We start from the raw sequence: 17,389 nt of genomic DNA on the forward strand, positions 1-17,389 counted from the left end.
CATCCAATAATAAAAATAAATAATTTCGCCAAGGAGTGGGATGGATGGCAGCCAAAAATAGGAAAGGAAGAAGAACAGGCAAGGCAGGGGAAGAGGTCAAAACCCGGACAGCGGATATCGAAACGGCTTCTGAGTATGTCACGATCAACGATTTAAAAAAAATGGCCGAAATCGACGAGAAAGACAGAACGGTATAACCAGAAGGGTATTTTCCAGCGTGCTTTTTTAGGCGCTCCCAGAATACGGTGTGCCTTTTCTTTTTATCATTATCTCGTGTGTCTGCGGCTGATAGGGTATTCTTGACAGGAGTGTTCAATATTCTTTATAATTACTTCAATCACAGGCACAATACAAGATTGATAAAGTGATGACCGGGACGAGTATGCTGTTTTCGGAATCAAGCAGCGAGCTGGGATAGTGAGAGCCGGTGTTTCCGTACTGCAGAAAATCACCCGGGAGCGCCTAACCGAAAACCGCATGGTAAGTAGGTCTGGCCGTTTTAGGAACGTTAACCCCTAATTCTTAATTCTCTGAAGAAGGAAATAGGGTGGTACCGCGGGAACCTCTCGCCCCTGTTGGTGAGAGGTTTTATTATTAAATGTCTGTCATGAAAATAGACCGCATACCCTGCCGGTCTACCGCTCGACTCCCGATTCCAGGCCGGACAGGACGATGGCTCTTTTCGGGACAGCTCTGGGATGCTGCGTAACAAGTTGCGAACTGCTTCTGTCAAACGCAGCGTTTGGCCTCGCTACAAATCCATTCCATCGAAACTCATTAGGTGTCTGTACTTGCATCCCGACCTGTCATCCTCGCTTCGCCTGTCCTGTTACCCGGCCTTCCATAGGTCGCTCGCCGGCAGACCCGTCGGGTATTTTAATACTCTGTTGGTGCTGCCGGAGGCGGCGTGAGGGTCTCCCATGAAATACGTTCCGGTTTATCCTTACGCTTGCTCCCGGATCTTTTTGGTTTTAGATTTGACGATAGATAAGCAGCAGACCGGCTCCCATGACGGCATCTGCGGCATCCCTGTTGCAGAGCCGCCTATCTCGACATCCAGTCTCGATTCGGCTGCCGTTTGCTGCTCCTTCGTCAAGGGCGAAGCAAACAACCTCCGTCAGGTCGCTGCGCCGACAAGGATGAACCCTTTTTTTGTTCCTTTGTTTGTGCCGCCGATGGTGGCATGGTAGTCTACCATAAAATAATCATCATTTGATGAGGTGAAAGGTGTTGGAGTATAAAGCAACTTTGAATCTACCACAGACGGATTTCCCCATGCGTGCCAATTTACCGCAGAGGGAACCCGAAATTCTGCGCTATTGGGAGAAAATCGGGCTTTATAAAAGGATTCAAGAGCAATCAAAGGGGAAACCGAAGTATATTCTGCACGATGGCCCCCCTTACGCCAACGGCAATATTCACTTGGGACACACACTGAACAAAACCCTGAAAGACATTGTTGTGAAGTACAAGACAATGGCTGGATATGACGCTCCTTATGTTCCAGGGTGGGATACTCACGGTCTTCCTATCGAACAGCAGGCCATCAAAACGCTGGGAGTAGACCGTCACCGGGTTGCTCCCGCCGAATTCCGCCGCATCTGCAGGGAGTATGCTTTGAAGTATGTTGACATCCAGCGGGAGGAATTCAAGCGGCTGGGGGTCCAGGGTGACTGGGATCATCCTTATCTTACTCTGCACCCGACTTATGAGGCCGTGCAAATCGGCATATTCGGCGAAATGGCCAAGCGCGGCTACATCTATAAAGGCATGAAGCCTGTGTATTGGTGCACGGACTGTGAAACCGCCCTGGCGGAAGCGGAGGTGGAATACCAGGAGGACGAAAGCGATTCCATCTATGTTCTCTTCCCGATCAGGGACGGAAAAGAGCTCATTAATGTCGATGAAAAAACCTATGTTTTAATCTGGACGACTACCCCCTGGACGATCCCTGGAAACCAGGCCATCTCCCTTCATCCCGACTATCGGTACGTGCTGGCAGAGGTGGATGGGAGAAGGGTAATCGTTGCCGAAGAGCTCCTTCGCCAGGTGGCGGAAATCAAGGGGGAGACTCATCCGCCCATTCTCGGTGCCTGGCAGGGGCGTGAGTTGGAAGGGATTCGCTGTGCTCACCCCTTCTATGATAGGGACTCTTTGTTGATTCTGGGAGAGCATGTGACACTAGAGCAGGGAACCGGGGCGGTTCATACTGCACCTGCCCATGGTACGGAGGACTTTGAGGTCTGCCAGAAATACGGCATCCCCGTCCTTTCTCTAGTTGACGGGAGCGGTAGGTATCTTCCCGAAGCGGGAATTTTTGCAGGAGAGGTTATCTGGGAGAGCAATCAAAAGGTTATAGCTGAACTGGAGAGGCGCGGCCTTCTCTACCATAAGAGCAAGATTGTGCATCAGTACCCCCACTGCTGGAGGTGCAAAGAGCCCCTGATGTTTCGGGCTACTGAGCAGTGGTTTGCCTCCATTGATGGTTTTAGAAAAGAGGCTCTCAAGGCCATTGAAGGGGTGCGGTGGATACCTGCCTGGGGAGAGGAGCGGATCCGCAGCATGGTGGCGGAACGCGGTGACTGGTGCATCTCCCGGCAGAGAGTGTGGGGGGTACCCATCCCCATCTTCTATTGTGAAGACTGCCAGGCCACGATCATCAATGACGAAACGATCGGTTGGCTTCAGAAGCTTTTTGCGGAGCATGGATCTGATGTCTGGTTTGAACGCTCCGCTTACGATCTCCTGCCGGCCGGTTTTAAGTGTCCATCATGCGGAAGGGCTAACTTCCGCAAGGAAACGGATACGATGGATGTCTGGTTTGACTCCGGCTCCAGCCATATGGCCGTGCTGGAACAGCGCCCGGAACTCAAATGGCCTGCCGACCTCTACCTGGAAGGCAGTGACCAGCACCGGGGATGGTTTAACTCATCGCTCTGTACTTCTGTGGCTGTGCGGGGGGTAGCTCCTTATAAGGCGGTGTTAACTCACGGTTTTGTGGTTGACGAAGAAGGACGAAAGATGTCGAAATCTTTAGGAAACGTCATTTACCCCCAAGATCTGATCAACAAGTACGGAGCGGATGTTTTAAGGCTTTGGGTAACCTCCGCAGACTACAGGAATGATATGGCCGTTTCTTTGAACATTATGAAGCAGCTGGCAGAAGCCTACAGAAAGATCCGCAACACCTTCCGTTTCCTGCTGGGAAACCTTTATGATTTCGATCCGGAGAAGGATTCTCTGCCCTATGAGCAGTTAAGCCTGTTGGATAAATGGATCCTCTTCAGGTTGCATCAGTTGATCCAAAGGGTAACCCGGGCTTATGAAGACAGTGAGTTTCATATTGTTTACCACGCCATTTCTACCTTCTGCGTGGTAGACATGAGCTCTTTTTACCTGGACATTACCAAGGATATCCTCTACTGTGGAGCGGCCGAAAGCAGGGAGCGCCGCGGCATTCAGACGGTGCTGTATGAGGCAGCGAATGTTTTGGTAAGACTGCTGGCACCCGTTCTTTGCTTCACCGCCGAGGAGATTTGGAGCTTCCTGCCGGGGGCCAGGGAAAGAGCGGTAAGCGTCCATCTTGCCGAGTGGCCGCAGGTGAATCGGCGTTACCTGGATCCGGAGCTAGAGAAAACTTGGGGTAAGATTCTTTCCTTGCGGGACCAGGTGAGCAGGGCATTGGAGCTGGCGCGCCAGGAAAAACTTATCGGCCCCTCGACAGAGGCGGAAGTCTCCCTTTATCCTGAGGAAGAGGAAACGCTTCGGTTTTTGCGCCGGGTTGAACAGGATTTGCCGGCTCTATTTATCGTCTCTGCAGTAAAGGTGCACGAGGTTTGGGAAGCTGCACCGGCAGGAGCTGTACCGGCAGAAGACGACTGGTCGCTGAAAATCGTTATTAGAAAAGCTCCCGGTAAGAAGTGTGTCCGGTGTTGGCTCTACAGAGAATCTGTAGGCGAATTCAGCGATCATCCAGATCTCTGCGAACGCTGCTATGAAGTTGTCCGCCAGCAGCCGGGGGGAGGGCCGGATTAATAACGAGGCTAGGAGGTGTTAAGGAATGCGAGAAGTGGTGACTAGGGCAAAAATAGCGGAACTGCCGGACCGGGCGGAATTGAAGGTCGCGGCAGGAACCATTTTTACTAGAGCAGCCAGGGAACTGATCAAGGAGAAGGGGATTGTCTTGCGTTTTATTGAAGAAGGGGTTTTAACACCGCAACAAAAACCGCAGCAGGCAGATGGTGAGATTGAACGAGGCATTGTCACCGTGATCGGACATGACAGGGTGGGAATTATCGCTCAGATTGCCGGGATTTTGGCCGAGGCCAATGTAAATATACTCGATATCAGCCAGACCGTACTGCAGGGATTTTTTGCCATGATTATGATTGTCGATCTCAGCAGTTCGCGAGTGGGGTTTACAGAGCTGCGGCAGAAGCTGGAGGAGACGGGAGAGAAGATGAGCTTAAAGATTGGCCTTCAGCATGAGGATGCCTTTAAGTATATGCACCGTCTTTAGGTGTTAACAGGGGGTGGCTTCGGTGCCGTTTTCTTATACACCTGAAGAGATCTTTGAAACCATTCGCATGGTGGAACTGGAAAACCTCGACATCAGAACCATTACCATGGGAATTAGCCTGCGGGATTGTGCCGACCCCGACGCCCGGGCTGCGGGCAAAAAAATATACGAAAAAATAGTCCGGCAGGCAGGCAACCTGGTGGAGATAGGTGAAGAGTTGGAGCGCACATTCGGCATTCCGATTATCAATAAACGAGTTGCCGTCACCCCCATAGCGCTGGTTGCGGAGAGCTGCTCATTGGATGATTACGCCTACCTGGGCAGGGTCCTGGATGAAGCTGCCGGGGAAATCGGGATCAATTTTATCGGTGGTTATGCTGCCCTGGTGCATAAGGGTTTTACAGAGGGTGATCGCAAGCTAATCGCCTCCATTCCCCAGGTGCTGTCGGAAACGGAGCGAGTCTGTGCGGCGGTGAACGTAGGGACAACAAAAGCTGGTATTAACATGGATGCCGTTTACCTGATGGGGCAGATTATTAAAGAAACTGCCGAAAAAACGGCGTCTGAGGATGGCATCGGTTGTACCAAGTTGGTTGTTTTTTGCAACGCTCCTGAGGATAACCCCTTTATGGCAGGAGCATTTCATGGTATCGGCGAGCCGGACTGTGTTATTAATATAGGGGTGAGCGGCCCAGGGGTGATTCTCAACGTTGTCAGGCACCATCCCGATGCCGATTTCGGCACCCTGGCATCGATAATTAAACAGACCGCCTTCAAGATCACACGGATGGGTGAGTTGATAGGGCGCACTGCGTCCCGGAGACTGGGTGTTCCCTTTGGTGTGGTTGACCTTTCCCTGGCTCCTACTCCGGCAGTGGGGGATAGTGTAGCCGAGATTCTGGAGGCGATGGGGCTTGAAAAATGCGGGGCACCCGGGAGCACCGCCGCTCTGGCCGTACTAAATGATGCCGTGAAAAAGGGCGGAGCGATGGCCTCTTCCTATGTAGGAGGCTTAAGCGGTGCCTTTATCCCGGTGAGCGAAGATGAGGGGATGGCACGGGCTGCTGCCGCAGGGGCGTTGACTGTAGAAAAGCTGGAAGCAATGACCTGTATCTGTTCGGTAGGCCTGGATATGATCGTTCTTCCTGGGGATACTTCGGCAGAGACCATTGCTGCCATTATCGCCGATGAAGCGGCAATAGGGATGATTAACAAGAAGACGACAGGTGTGCGCTTGATTCCTGCTCCCGGCAAGCGGCCGGGGGATTATGTGGAGTTCGGAGGGCTGCTGGGAAGAGCTCCGGTGATGGCTGTCAACAGGTACCGCCCTGATGCTTTTGTGAAGCGCGGTGGAAGGATACCCGCCCCCCTCCAGGCCCTGACCAATTAAGGGGCTGTCATGGATCAGTATCTTTTGGGGAAGAATTAAATCAGGGGAATCCGATGCGAGAAATCACCGGGGATCTCATTGAAGCCTTAAAACAAAAAGTTGATGAATTATCGCTAAACCTGGAGCGCATGAAGCTTGCCGAATATGTGGAACTGCTTAACAAGCCGAAGCGCCTTTTGCTAATCAATTTTATTTCCGGGGTGGCCAGGGGACTGGGAATTGCCGTCGGTTTCACATTGCTGGGGGCTCTTGTTTTGTTTATCCTGCAGCGCCTGGTGGTTCTCAATCTTCCTGTAGTCAGCGATTTTATCGCTACGCTGGTGCGTCTGGTGCAGCTTCAGCTGGAGGGAAAGATCTGATTTGCCGCTCGATTGCCCGGAGGGGCAGCTTCAAGCCCGGGTGGTGCAGTTGCGGTGATGATTGATGTAATTCGAAAAAAGAACATTGTAAAAATGGAGGATACCGAATTGGATCAAGAAAAAATCGCTCACTATCGGCAACTCTTGGAGCAACAAAAAAAGGAGGCGCTGAAAAGCATTTCTACTTTCAAGGAGGCAGAAGAGATCGGCGGTCTCAAGGATACCCTTCAGGAGCTGTCCATGTATGATAACCACCCCGCGGATATCGGTACGGAAACATTCGAACGCAGCAAGGATATCGGCCTTCGCGACGTGGCCCAGCAGCAATTAAAAAAGATCAACGACGCTTTGGAAAGAATGGCTGAAGGGAAATACGGAATATGTGAGGAATGCGGGAAAGAGATCTCTGAGAAGAGACTGGAAGCGATGCCGGAGACGACCCTCTGCTACGAGTGCCGCCGAAAGCAGGATGATCGGGTAAGCTCCTCTCGCCGCCCTATTGAGGAAGGTGTGATCATGCCGCCCTTTGGCGGGTTTGCCGAGGATCGGCTGGATAATGAGCAGAGGGTACAGTTTGACGGTGAAGATGCCTGGCAGACTGTGGAGCACTTTGGGACCTCATCCGATTTTGAAAGCAGGGATGAGGAAGGAGGAGCGGTTGAGGATGTCGAAGGAATAGCCGTCTACCACGACACTGACGGAATGTATTATCAGGATTTCCGCGGGAAGGACGATGAGGGAAAGGCGAGGGACCTGGATGAGCCATGAAAATCGGTGTTTTTACGGATAGCTACCGCCCCTATGTGAGTGGTGTTGTTCGCTCTATCGAAACCTTCTCCCGTGAATTAAGGCGTCTCGGCCATGAGATATATCTCTTCGCCCCTCATTACCCCCAGACGAAGGGGGAAAAAGAGGTTAATGTTTTTCGTTTTCCTTCTTTTAATACCCCATTTAATCCGGAATTTTACATTGCTCTACCCTTTCCCCGCCGGGTGGTGAGGTATGCCTCTGGACTTGGCCTTGATGTAATTCATGTTCATTCCCCTTTTATGCTCGGACAGGCAGGGGCACGCCTGGCGCGCTCTCTCGATCTACCGCTCGTTTTTACTTATCATACTCTCTACGATCAGTATTTGCACTATGCTCCTTTGGCAGGGAAACTGGCCAAAAGAGGTATAATCGCTTATGCCCGCAATTTTTGCAATCGCTGTGACCTGGTAATCACCCCAACCGGTGTAATCAGGGAAATGCTCTTCGGGTATGGGGTGCAGAAGCCCGTCGTGGCCATTCCGACCGGTATTTATCCGGAGCGCTTCCGGGATGGCGACCCCGATTTTCTCAATAAAAATTTCGGCGTACCACCTGATAAAAGGGTTTTGCTGTTTGTGGGGAGAATTGGTAAGGAAAAGAACCTGGCCTTTCTCATGCGCGCCTTTGCGTTGGTTTCCAGGCAAGTCGATGATGCCGTGCTTGTTCTTGTCGGCAGCGGGCCGGAGGAAGCTGCTTTGCGGCGCATGGCCTATACCCTAGGGGTCGGCGACAGGGTTGTGTTTACCGGTCGGCTACCGCCGGAGGTTGTTGCAGGAGCCTATGCCGGCGCCTATCTTTTCGCTTTTCCTTCGGTAACTGAAACCCAGGGCCTTGTCCTGGCGGAGGCGATGGCTGCCGGATTGCCGGTGGTTGCCCAGGCGGCCTTTGGGTCCCTGGCAATGGTGCAGGATGGGGTTACCGGCTATCTCTGCCGAGGAGGAGAAGAGGAGTTCGCCGGGAAGGTCCTGGAGCTTCTTAACGATTCCGATTTGCACAGGCGGATGGCTGAGGCCGCAGCTCAATTGGCCTGGAAGCTGTCCGCCGAGAAAATGGCCTTGCGCATGGAAAAAGCCTACCTAGCCCTGGTGCATGGTGATCATGATCGACTGCTGCAAATGGGGGAGGAATGGTGAAAAAAGAAATAATAAACCTGGCCATGTTCATTACGGTAACTTTTGCGGCTCTAACCGTCGACCAGGTCTCCAAGGTTTTTGTTGTCAAACAGCTGCGGGTAGGGGAATCATTAGTGGTGCTTCCTCAATTCTTTCACCTCACTTACATTAAGAACCCCGGAGGAGCCTTTGGCATTCTCCCCTACCGTACGGAAATCTTTATTTTTCTGGCCTTTCTTTTTATCATTATGGTGCTGCTGATAACCACATTTTATCATGACAATAACTGGATGCTATCCGCCTGTCTGGGCCTGATCACTGGCGGAGTCATGGGCAATTTAATAGATAGGATCCGCCTTGGCTATGTTATCGACTTCCTGGACTTCCGGGTCTGGCCGATATTTAACGCAGCTGATGTCTTTATTACAGGAGGAGCCTTGCTGTTGTTCCTTTTACTATTGCAAAGTAAAGGTTGAAGTAGATCGGTTGCCGCCATAAGCCCGGAGCGTTTTGGAGGGAAATAATTTATGGAGCAGGAAAAGCGCTATCTCTATGAGGTAACCCCGGATGCAGCGGGCAAACGCCTCGATCACTTCCTTGCGGCCCAACCCCCTTTATTAAGCCGGAGCCAGATACAGCGTCTGATTGAGCGGGGGTTTGTCCTAGTAAATTCCAGCAGGACCCGCTCCAGCTACAAGGTGCGGTGCGGTGATGTGGTAACAATGCGGGTACCACCGCCAGAAGAGATCACCTTAAAGCCGGAAGAGATACCTCTCGATATTATTTATGAGGATGAAGATCTGCTGGTAATCAATAAACCGCAAGGGCTTGTTGTACATCCGGCAGCAGGACATAAAAGCGGCACCCTGGTTAATGCTGTGCTTAACCATTGCCCGAAGCTTTCGGGGATCGGGGGCTACCTGCGTCCGGGGATCGTTCATAGATTGGATAAGGATACATCAGGCCTGATTCTGGTAAGCAAGAGCGACCTTGCCCATCAGGAGCTAACGCGGCAATTGAAGGAGCGCAGCATCAAGAGGGAATACCTGGCTCTGGTGCATGGAGAGGTCAAAGAGGACAAAGGTGTTATTGACGCCCCGGTGGGGAGGGACCCCCGGAACCGCAAAAAAATGGCCGTTCTGCCGGAAGGGGCTCCGGGAGCCAAGAGCGCACGCACCAGTTATCGGGTTCGCGAGAGATTCGCAGGGTATACCCTGCTGGGAGTTTCTCTGGAGACCGGGCGTACCCACCAGATCAGGACACATATGTCCTTCTTGGGCCATCCGGTTGCAGGGGATCCGGTTTATGGACCCCGGCGCAATCCTTTGGGGTTGCCTGGGCAGGCCCTGCATGCGGGAAAGATTTCCTTCCAACATCCCCGGACGGGAGAGGCTCTTACCTTTACGGCTCCGCCTCCGCCGGTTTTTTTACAGGCACTGGAGAAGCTGCGTGCCCAAACCGGCCGGTAGGGCAGCTTTGCCGGGTGCTCTTCACTCTAATAAAGGTTCATGTACTTCTTGATTTCCCAGTCGTGAACTTCTTTGTTGTAAAGATCCCATTCGTGCTCCTTCAAGAGAATGTATTTTCGATAGATGTGCTCGCCGAGGACGTCGCGCATAAAGGCGCTCTCTTTAAAGATTTCGATGGCCTCGCCCAGGGTACGCGGGAGCGTCTTGATGTTTAACTTGTTTCTTTCTTCTGGTGAAATTAGGTAAAGGTTCTCTTCTATCAGCGGTGGTGCTGCAATGTTGCCGGAAACTCCCTCCAGGCCGGACTTGATAACGGCTGCTAGAGCCAGATAGGGGTTGCAAATGGGATCTGGACTGCGCAGTTCAACCCTGGTGTCGCTGCCTCTAGCGACGGGAACCCTTACCAGAGAACTGCGGTTGCCTTTTGCCCAGGCTACATAGAGCGGTGCTTCGTGCCCCGGTACCAGGCGTTTGTAGGAATTGACTGTGGGATTTGTTACGGCCGTGAACTCGAGCGCCCGCTCCAGGATACCGCCGATAAAAGACAAGCATAACGGGGTTAATTCCATGGGCGCCTGGGGATCGTAAAAGAGGTTTTCATCCCTGTGGAAGATAGAAAAATTCAGGTGCATCCCAGAACCGCTTTGGTCGGAGAAGGGTTTCGGCATAAAAGTTGCTTTTAAACCGTGTCTGAATGCTATCACTTTGACGACGGTCCTGAATGTGGTAATGAGGTCGGCAGCAGCTAAGGCGGGGAGGTATTTCAGGTCTACTTCATGCTGGCCCGGGGCTTCTTCATGATGCGACGCCTCCACAGAGTAGCCCATTTCCTTTAAGGTTATAACAACCTCACGGCGGGCATCTTCACCCAGGTCTGCAGGGGCGAGATCAAAATAACCGGCGCTGTCATGTGTCTGCAGTGTATGGCTGTTATTTTCATCGTTATGAAAAAGGAAAAACTCTATTTCAGGACCAACTTGCACGGTATAACCCTTTTTTTCGGCCTCTGCTAGGACATTTTTGAGAACCTGGCGTGGGCACCCCGGAAAAGGTGAACCGTCGGGGAGAACAATATCGCAGATTAATCTGGCTACCCCGCCCGCCCGAGGGCGCCACGGGAATACCGTAAATGTGGCGGGATCGGGACGGAGATACATATCGGATTCTTCAATCCTGGCAAAACCCTCCACGGAGGAACCGTCAAACATTACTCTACCTTCAATTGCCCGTTCCAGTTGGTCAACAGTAACGGAAACATTTTTGAGAACTCCAAGGATGTCAACAAACTGCAAGCGCACAAACTGAATATCGAGCTCCTGTGCGAGGCGCAAGACATCGTCGGCGGTAAGGCTCAAAATAGACCCTCCTAATTTAATAATAAAGTAATGTTTGATGCAGAACCCTCGTAAAATTTAACTTTGAGATACATTTTTGATGCGATAATACCGGCAAATAAGTTTGCATCTACATTTCCCTTGAAAAAGGTCGATAGTTCTGTAACAGTTTAGCAGCATCCAAGGTGGTGTCATAGGATTCTATCATATCAAGCTGTGCCTTTACCTTCCGAGAGGCACGGCAGTTTTTTAAAAAGGAGGCTGTCGTAGAAGACAGCCTAAAGCAATTGGAGGATGAGATTAACGTGTTCATAAATCACTTCAAAACTTTTTAAGGTATTGGGCATTCTCCCAGGGGTGTACCTGGATTCTGTAGGTGTTCCATTCTAACTTCTTGGCTGCCAGAAACTTTTCATATATATGAGTACCCAGAGCTTCTTGCACTACGGTGTCTTTTTGGAGTTCTATTATCGCCTCACCTAAATTTTGCGGGAGAGTGTTAACCCCCAGTCTGTTCAGTTCTTCTTCGGTCATTTGGAAAATATTTTGATTAACAGGGGGAGGGGGAGCAATCTTATTTTTAATGCCGTCCAGTCCTGCTTTTATGATGACGGCAAAAGCAAGATAGGGGTTACAAGAGGGATCCGGGCTCCTCAGCTCAAAACTTGTGCCTTCACCCCGCCGGGCCGGAACCCTTACCAACGGGCTTCTGTTTCTGGGCGACCAGGCAATATAAACTGGCGCCTCGTATCCTGAAACCAGCCGCTTGAAGGAGTTGACAAGCGGGTTTGTAATGGCAGTATAGCCCCGGGCATGCTTTAACAAACCCCCCAGGTAATACATAGCAGTTTCACTTAATTGGAGAGGCTTTTCCGGATCGAAAAAGGCGTTCTTACCATTTTTGAATAGGGACTGGTTAACGTGCATTCCGGAGCCTGCAATGCCGAACACAGGCTTTGGCATAAAGGTGGCATGCAAACCGTGCAGCTGGGCGATGGCGCGTACTACATATTTGAAGGTGACAACATTGTCTGCTGTTGTCAGAGCATCGTCATACTTAAAATCGATCTCGTGCTGCCCAGGAGCAACTTCATGATGGGATGCCTCCACTTCAAACCCCATTTTTTCTAATGTTGAGACGATATCACGGCGTGTGTCTTCGCCGCGATCAAGAGGATTTAAATCAAAGTAGCCCGCCTCATCGTGGGTGGATGTTGTCGGATAGCCGTTGCTATCAGTGTGAAATAAAAAGAATTCAGCTTCCGGGCCAACGCAGATGGTGTATCCCATTTCTCGGGCTTCTTTCAGCACTCTCTTCAGAGCGTAACGAGGGCATCCAGCGAAGGGAGTGCCGTCGGTATTGAAGATGTCGCAGATTAGGCGGGCTTCAACTCCATCACGAGAGTGCCAGGGAAAGATCGTGAAGGTTGCCGGATCGGGAACCAGGTACATATCCGATTCTTCAATCCTGACGAACCCCTCGATTGATGAGCCGTCGAACATAACACCGCAGTTGAGGGCTTTCTCCAGTTGTTTTACAGTAATGGAAACGTTTTTGAGCACCCCGAAAATGTCTGTGAATTGAAGCCTAATAAATTTAACTCCGTTTTCTTCTGCCAGTTTCAGGACATCTTCCTTGGAATGTGCTAGACGCGACACCAAGTTTACCTCCTCCTCATATCCAGCATCTTGGTCATTTAATGTTGTCCTTCCGTGGGATTTCTTTTAAGTCATTATTGATGATGACTGCTTCAGCTACCTTTCGTAGAGGGATACACCTGTCCATGCTCTGTTTCTGTAAGATTCTGTATGCCTCGGCTTCGGAAATGTTCATTTGTTTCATTAAGATGCCTTTGGCCTTTTCGGTCAGCTTTCTGGTTTCGATTTTTTCATGGAGACTTTTTACCTGGGACTCGAGTTCCCGAATGTGCCTGTAGTAACTGATGGATGTGGCAATGGCAGGAAACAATTTATCATCACTTAATGGCTCGATAACATAGCTGAACGGGTAGGATTCCTGGATCGGGTCAACAAATGTCGGGCGGGATGAGCCGTTGACGATGATAAGTATGGGGGCAATTCGATCCTCAAAAAGAACCCGTCCCAACTCGAGAGCGTTAATTCCTTGCAAGTTTGTTTCTGCGATTATCAGATCCGGTTGGTAGTTGCGGGCATAACGCAGCGCTTGGAGCCCTTCTTCCGCTTCTGCGATTAAGTGGTAACCGCCCCTATTGAGCAGCTGTTTCAATGTACAACGCAGTGTTTGGTGGGCTTTTCCTACAACAATCAGAATCCTTGGCCGATCCATCTGGTTCACACTCCGCAGTCGCGCAAAAAGAAAAATGTCCTTTAAAGGGTAGTATAACCCTCCTCAAGGACACCTTTGCCCGTTCATAACCGTTTCCCGCCTTTGGGATCCCGCGAGGGATTTTTATTTCCACTTGTATTATGCACTTGGTGTTTTTAGATGTCAACAATTTTTTAACAGACTGGGAGAGTAGGGAAAGGGGGCGTGGTTTATAGTTTATGGGGAATCTCTACCATTTGTGCTACCGAACGGCCAGGTTTTTCAGCAAGTATACATGTATACATAAAAAATCTTGCTTGACAACGAACAACGGAGAGTTATGATCTAACGCGAAAAAAGCCCATGCGATGGCGTGTGGAAAAGAAATTCCTGTGCAATGGGGTGCAGGGGGACAATACAAGGAGGTAATAAAATGTCACTCAGTAAACCAAATGCTAGCGTGGCCACTTTAACCAAGAACCGCACAAAGAATGTTTGCCCCTTTAGCGGTCTCTGTGCCACCTGTGTGGATGGATGCGCCGGTCTCTGCGAGGTCGGCAAATCTGCCTATCGAGGGAAAGAAGTCCTTTATCCCCAGCCTTTCGGGAAGAACACCTCTGCTTCGGAAAAAGATTACCCGATCGACCTTTCGCACTTTAATATTATGGGGCGTGCTTCCGGTGCCTGGGGAGTCAAGGCAGATAGCGATGAAGCTATCTTCCCCGCGGTGGATGTCTCTACTGAAATTGGCGGCACTGCCAAGATTAAGATGAAAGTTCCCATCATTATAGCAGGCATGGGATCCACTGAAATTGCCCGGATTCACTGGGAAGGGCTAGCCGCAGGGGCAGCCATTACCGGTTCTGTGATTGTTATCGGGGAAAATGTTTGTGGGATGGACCCTAAGGTAGAGATCAGGAACGGACGAGTTGTCCGTTCACCGGAACTGGAAAGGCGTGTCAAGGTTTTTCGTGATTGGTATGACGGCTATGGAACGGTAGCGGTGCAGGCTAATGTAGAGGATACCCGTCTGGGTGTTCTGGAATATGCCATTGAGAAGCTTGGCGTTGATGCTGTTGAAATAAAGTGGGGGCAGGGTGCAAAAGACATCGGGGGTGAGGTTAAGCTGAACTCCCTGGAAAGCGCCCTGCAGTTGAAGGAACGCGGATATGTCGTACTTCCCGATCCTACGGATCCTGCCGTACAGGAAGCTTTTCGGAAGGGAGTTTTTCGCGAATTTGAACGCCACTCCCGCATCGGAATGGTGGATGAAGAGGCATTCCTGGAAAGGGTTGATCGGCTCCGCAAGCTGGGTGCAAGGTATGTTTTCCTCAAGACGGGAGCATATCGGCCGGTTGACCTTGCCCGGGCCGTCAGACTTTCCTCCCTGGCTCGCCTGGATCTCCTTACGGTGGACGGAGCAGGCGGCGGCACAGGGATGAGTCCCTGGCGGATGATGAACGAATGGGGAATCCCGACCGTCTACATTATATCTCTCTTGCGTCAGTATCTGGACTGTCTGTCAGAGCGCGGAGATTTTATCCCCAGTGTTGCCGTTGCAGGTGGTTTTTCTCTAGAAGACCATCTCTTTAAAGGGTTTGCTTTAGGAGCACCTTATGTGAAGGCAATCGGCATGGCCCGTGCTCCTCTGACCGCGGTGATGGTTGGGAACAAGATCGGCCGGGATGCCGCTGCCGGCAAGCTCTCCAGCGAACACAGCAAATACGGGGATACTATTGAACAGATCTTTATCACCAGCAGCGAATTGAAGGCCCGCTTCCAGAATGATTTTGACAAGCTGCCGACCGGTGCTATTGGGCTTTATACCTATTTTGATCGGCTCATGCAGGGATTGCGGCAGTTAATGTGTGGGGCTCGAAAGTTTGCGCTTAATTACATCGACAGAAATGATATCGCAGCTCTCACACGGGAAGCAAGTGAGGTCAGCGGGATTCCATACATCATGGATCTCAACAAAGAACAGGTTGAACAAATCCTCGAGTTTTAAGTTGGGCTGAAGTGATAACTGTTCTTTCCAGGTGGTGCCGGGGTTTGCTGGATAAACCCCGGCTTTCTTCGTTACGCGCCCCTATCCCTGTACTGCAAGTTGCAGATAGGGGCTTATCTTATCCGGATTCGGGAAGATCACAGTTTTTGGCGAAGGGTTGATACCGGTTTCCCGTGTAGTTTACACCGGAAATACCCGCAGGCCAGGGCGTTGGGATTGCATCTGCTCACTATTTCTCCCAGCCCTTCTCTTCCTACCGCTTTCAACACTTCTCGGACGTGGATCTTCTCTGGGGGATTTCCGTACCATAAATCTTTGAATTTTTCGATGCAACCGGAACGCACCTCTTCCTTTCCCTCGATCAGCACATAGTACCGGCACTCCCGACACTTACCTGTTGCCTTTTCCCGAAACTCCGGAAGGAGTACCCGGTGACCTTCCCAGAGTTTGTTATTACGGTAAATACCCACAGCAATCAAACCTCCAGGCGAGATTGTTTAATGTCGAGAAAATTCCAGACGAACGGTTTTTTGACGAGAAAATTTAAAGATAACGCATGTGCTCCAAGCACCCTTCTTTTAGGGAAACTGCTCGAAAAACGGTCGTTTGTCCATAGCGGTCGCGAACTCTGTCGCAGGCTTTTTCAATTTCCCAGATCTTCTCCCTGTTGCCGAAAAGCGTTACCTGCCTGAGGCGAAAGGGAAAAAGATTGGCGAGGGTGATACCGACCAGGCGCACTGGCCAATCAAAGGACCAGTGCCTCTGTAAAAGCTCAAAGGCAGCTGTAGCTATATCGGCGGCAAGGTTGGTTGGTTCTCTAAGGGTTTGCATTCGGGAAACCCAACGGAAATTGGGGTCCCTGAGGGTGAGGGCTACTGTTTTTCCCAGGTGTTCTCCGGTTCGCGCTCGGTAGGCAACCAGATCGGCCAGCTCCAGGATCACCGTTTTGATTTCCTCCCCTCGGTAATCGCGGGGGAGGGTGATCTGCTGTCCGATGCTTTTCACCCGGTTGAGGCTGTCCGGATCTACCGGACTGAAGTCGATGCCGTTGGCGCTCAACCACAAGGTTTCCCCGTAAAGGCCAAACTTTTTCCTGAGGATGGTGCTTGGGTATTTGGCGAGGTCCCCAATGGTATGAATATTTAGTCTGTGGAGGTGACGCTCGTAGTTGGGGCCAACGCCGAAAAGCTCCCGCACCGGTAGCGGCCAGAGGGATAAGGGGATGTCCTCATGGTTGATAACTGTCAAGCCGTCGGGCTTTTGCATGCCGGCGGCCATTTTGGCCAGCAGTTTATTGGGGCCGACACCGATGCTGCAGGTGATGCCGATCTCCCGGCGGATACGCTCCTTTAAGCGCCGGGCAATATCGATAGGGGAACCAAAAAGCTTTTGGGAGCCGGTGACGTCCAGGAAGGCTTCATCTATTGAAAATGGCTCTACAAGGGGTGTGAAGTCATTCATAATGCGCAGGATACGGATGGAAAAGTCCACATAAAGGTGGTACTGGGGTTTAATAAAGATCCCCTCCGGGCAGCGGTGCCGGGCCTCCCATACGCCCATCCCGGTTTTAATCCCTTTTTTCTTGGCTTCGTAACTGGCCGTAAGGACTATCCCGTGGCGTTTTTCAGGATCCCCGGCAACAATTACGGGTTTGCCTCGCAGTTCCGGATTAAGTGCCTGGTGGACACTGGCGAAAAAGGAGTTCATATCGGCGAGAAGAATGGCACGTTCCATAAAATACCTGGCGCCTCCCGAACATGTGTTTTCTATATTATATTGCAAACACATGTTCGTTTCAAGGTGGGATTCCCATCTGTCTCTGTACCGCCTTTTCTCTTAGCGTTAAGCTATGGCTCTTTTTATGAATCCGCAATTAACAGATGGGGAATGCGTTTTCGACCGGGCACACCTCGGATACTTCAAATAACTGAAGATATGGGCATCGTGGAGAAATGTCTTTTCTCGAGGACTGTTGGGCATAAGCCTTGCGGTCAGGCGACCAGGAAAATATACTTATTAGATGAGGTGCAGAAGCAGTAATTGGCTTTATCTTCAATGCTTGTGGAAAACGTTAAATCGCCTTGAAGGGGGCCTCAAGCTT

At 51.0% G+C, this 17,389-nt stretch carries 16 protein-coding genes and 1 other annotated feature; of the genes, 11 read left to right on the forward strand and 5 right to left on the reverse strand.

The window, feature by feature from the left end; translation table 11 throughout:
• The first annotated feature begins 44 nt into the window (after positions 1-44).
• From TPH_RS15410 to TPH_RS06510, 10 genes are all read left to right on the forward strand, one after another.
• The gene (locus TPH_RS15410; RefSeq protein ID WP_015050390.1) at positions 45-197 is read left to right on the forward strand and encodes a hypothetical protein; all 153 of its coding nucleotides are present in this window, start codon (positions 45-47) and stop codon (positions 195-197) included.
• 161 nt (positions 198-358) lie between these two features.
• Positions 359-577 (forward strand) — a binding site (T-box leader).
• A 343-nt stretch (positions 578-920) separates the two neighbouring features.
• Positions 921-1,190 carry a hypothetical protein gene (locus tag TPH_RS06470; protein ID WP_015050391.1) on the forward strand — a complete coding sequence of 90 codons (270 nt, stop codon included), beginning with the start codon at positions 921-923 and terminating at the stop codon, positions 1,188-1,190.
• Positions 1,191-1,230: 40 nt separating this feature from the next.
• Positions 1,231-4,035, forward strand: coding sequence for an isoleucine--tRNA ligase (gene ileS, locus TPH_RS06475; RefSeq protein ID WP_028991004.1), 2,805 nt, complete (start codon positions 1,231-1,233; stop codon positions 4,033-4,035).
• 25 nt (positions 4,036-4,060) lie between these two features.
• On the forward strand, positions 4,061-4,519 hold the full coding sequence (locus TPH_RS16705) for an ACT domain-containing protein (protein ID WP_015050393.1): 459 nt from the start codon (positions 4,061-4,063) through the stop codon (positions 4,517-4,519).
• Between the two features lie 22 nt (positions 4,520-4,541).
• Positions 4,542-5,909 (forward strand): PFL family protein, encoded by a 1,368-nt coding sequence (locus tag TPH_RS06485; RefSeq protein WP_015050394.1) that lies wholly within the window; start codon positions 4,542-4,544, stop codon positions 5,907-5,909.
• 53 nt (positions 5,910-5,962) lie between these two features.
• Complete coding sequence (locus TPH_RS06490) at positions 5,963-6,268, forward strand: DUF5665 domain-containing protein (RefSeq protein WP_015050395.1); 306 nt, start codon at positions 5,963-5,965, stop codon at positions 6,266-6,268.
• Between the two features lie 108 nt (positions 6,269-6,376).
• The gene (locus TPH_RS06495) at positions 6,377-7,036 is read left to right on the forward strand and encodes a TraR/DksA C4-type zinc finger protein (protein ID WP_015050396.1); all 660 of its coding nucleotides are present in this window, start codon (positions 6,377-6,379) and stop codon (positions 7,034-7,036) included.
• Positions 7,033-8,211, forward strand: a complete 1,179-nt coding sequence (locus tag TPH_RS06500) for a glycosyltransferase family 4 protein (RefSeq protein WP_015050397.1) — start codon at positions 7,033-7,035, stop codon at positions 8,209-8,211. The genes TPH_RS06495 and TPH_RS06500 overlap by 4 nt, the downstream gene beginning before the upstream one ends.
• Positions 8,205-8,666 carry a signal peptidase II gene (lspA, locus tag TPH_RS06505; RefSeq protein ID WP_015050398.1) on the forward strand — a complete coding sequence of 154 codons (462 nt, stop codon included), beginning with the start codon at positions 8,205-8,207 and terminating at the stop codon, positions 8,664-8,666. Before TPH_RS06500 ends, lspA begins: the two co-directional genes overlap by 7 nt.
• 51 nt (positions 8,667-8,717) lie before the next feature.
• On the forward strand, positions 8,718-9,659 hold the full coding sequence (locus tag TPH_RS06510; protein WP_015050399.1) for an RluA family pseudouridine synthase: 942 nt from the start codon (positions 8,718-8,720) through the stop codon (positions 9,657-9,659).
• 26 nt (positions 9,660-9,685) lie between these two features.
• Here the strand turns inward: TPH_RS06510 and glnA (TPH_RS06515) are convergent, their stop codons facing one another.
• The 3 genes from glnA (TPH_RS06515) to TPH_RS06525 all read right to left on the reverse strand — a co-directional run bounded on the left by glnA (TPH_RS06515) (position 9,686) and on the right by TPH_RS06525 (position 13,301).
• Positions 9,686-11,014, reverse strand: coding sequence for a type I glutamate--ammonia ligase (glnA, locus tag TPH_RS06515; RefSeq protein ID WP_015050400.1), 1,329 nt, complete (start codon positions 11,012-11,014; stop codon positions 9,686-9,688).
• Positions 11,015-11,314: 300 nt separating this feature from the next.
• Positions 11,315-12,652 carry a type I glutamate--ammonia ligase gene (gene glnA / locus TPH_RS06520; RefSeq protein WP_015050401.1) on the reverse strand — a complete coding sequence of 446 codons (1,338 nt, stop codon included), beginning with the start codon at positions 12,650-12,652 and terminating at the stop codon, positions 11,315-11,317.
• 34 nt (positions 12,653-12,686) lie between these two features.
• A complete protein-coding gene (locus TPH_RS06525; protein ID WP_015050402.1) occupies positions 12,687-13,301 on the reverse strand; it encodes an ANTAR domain-containing response regulator in 615 nt (204 codons plus the stop codon).
• 412 nt (positions 13,302-13,713) lie between these two features.
• Between TPH_RS06525 and TPH_RS06530 the strand changes: the two genes are divergently transcribed.
• Positions 13,714-15,288, forward strand: a complete 1,575-nt coding sequence (locus tag TPH_RS06530) for an FMN-binding glutamate synthase family protein (protein WP_015050403.1) — start codon at positions 13,714-13,716, stop codon at positions 15,286-15,288.
• A 137-nt stretch (positions 15,289-15,425) separates the two neighbouring features.
• Here TPH_RS06530 and TPH_RS06535 read toward each other — a convergent pair whose 3' ends face one another.
• On the reverse strand, positions 15,426-15,758 hold the full coding sequence (locus TPH_RS06535; RefSeq protein WP_015050404.1) for a hypothetical protein: 333 nt from the start codon (positions 15,756-15,758) through the stop codon (positions 15,426-15,428).
• Between the two features lie 73 nt (positions 15,759-15,831).
• The gene (dinB, locus tag TPH_RS06540; RefSeq protein WP_015050405.1) at positions 15,832-17,022 is read right to left on the reverse strand and encodes a DNA polymerase IV; all 1,191 of its coding nucleotides are present in this window, start codon (positions 17,020-17,022) and stop codon (positions 15,832-15,834) included.
• Positions 17,023-17,389 lie beyond the last annotated feature (367 nt).

Source organism: Thermacetogenium phaeum DSM 12270 (assembly GCF_000305935.1).
GTDB lineage: Bacteria > Bacillota > DSM-12270 > Thermacetogeniales > Thermacetogeniaceae > Thermacetogenium > Thermacetogenium phaeum.

Bases quoted from the DNA above. Each gene is read 5' to 3' on its own strand.
- TPH_RS15410 (WP_015050390.1), top strand. From the start codon at position 45: ATGGCAGCCAAAAATAGGAAAGGAAGAAGAACAGGCAAGGCAGGGGAA.
- TPH_RS06470 (WP_015050391.1), top strand. From the start codon at position 921: ATGAAATACGTTCCGGTTTATCCTTACGCTTGCTCCCGGATCTTTTTG.
- TPH_RS16705 (WP_015050393.1), top strand. From the start codon at position 4,061: ATGCGAGAAGTGGTGACTAGGGCAAAAATAGCGGAACTGCCGGACCGG.
- TPH_RS06490 (WP_015050395.1), top strand. From the start codon at position 5,963: ATGCGAGAAATCACCGGGGATCTCATTGAAGCCTTAAAACAAAAAGTT.
- TPH_RS06500 (WP_015050397.1), top strand. From the start codon at position 7,033: ATGAAAATCGGTGTTTTTACGGATAGCTACCGCCCCTATGTGAGTGGT.
- lspA (WP_015050398.1), top strand. From the start codon at position 8,205: ATGGTGAAAAAAGAAATAATAAACCTGGCCATGTTCATTACGGTAACT.
- TPH_RS06510 (WP_015050399.1), top strand. From the start codon at position 8,718: ATGGAGCAGGAAAAGCGCTATCTCTATGAGGTAACCCCGGATGCAGCG.
- TPH_RS06525 (WP_015050402.1), bottom strand. From the start codon at position 13,301: ATGGATCGGCCAAGGATTCTGATTGTTGTAGGAAAAGCCCACCAAACA.
- TPH_RS06530 (WP_015050403.1), top strand. From the start codon at position 13,714: ATGTCACTCAGTAAACCAAATGCTAGCGTGGCCACTTTAACCAAGAAC.
- dinB (WP_015050405.1), bottom strand. From the start codon at position 17,022: ATGGAACGTGCCATTCTTCTCGCCGATATGAACTCCTTTTTCGCCAGT.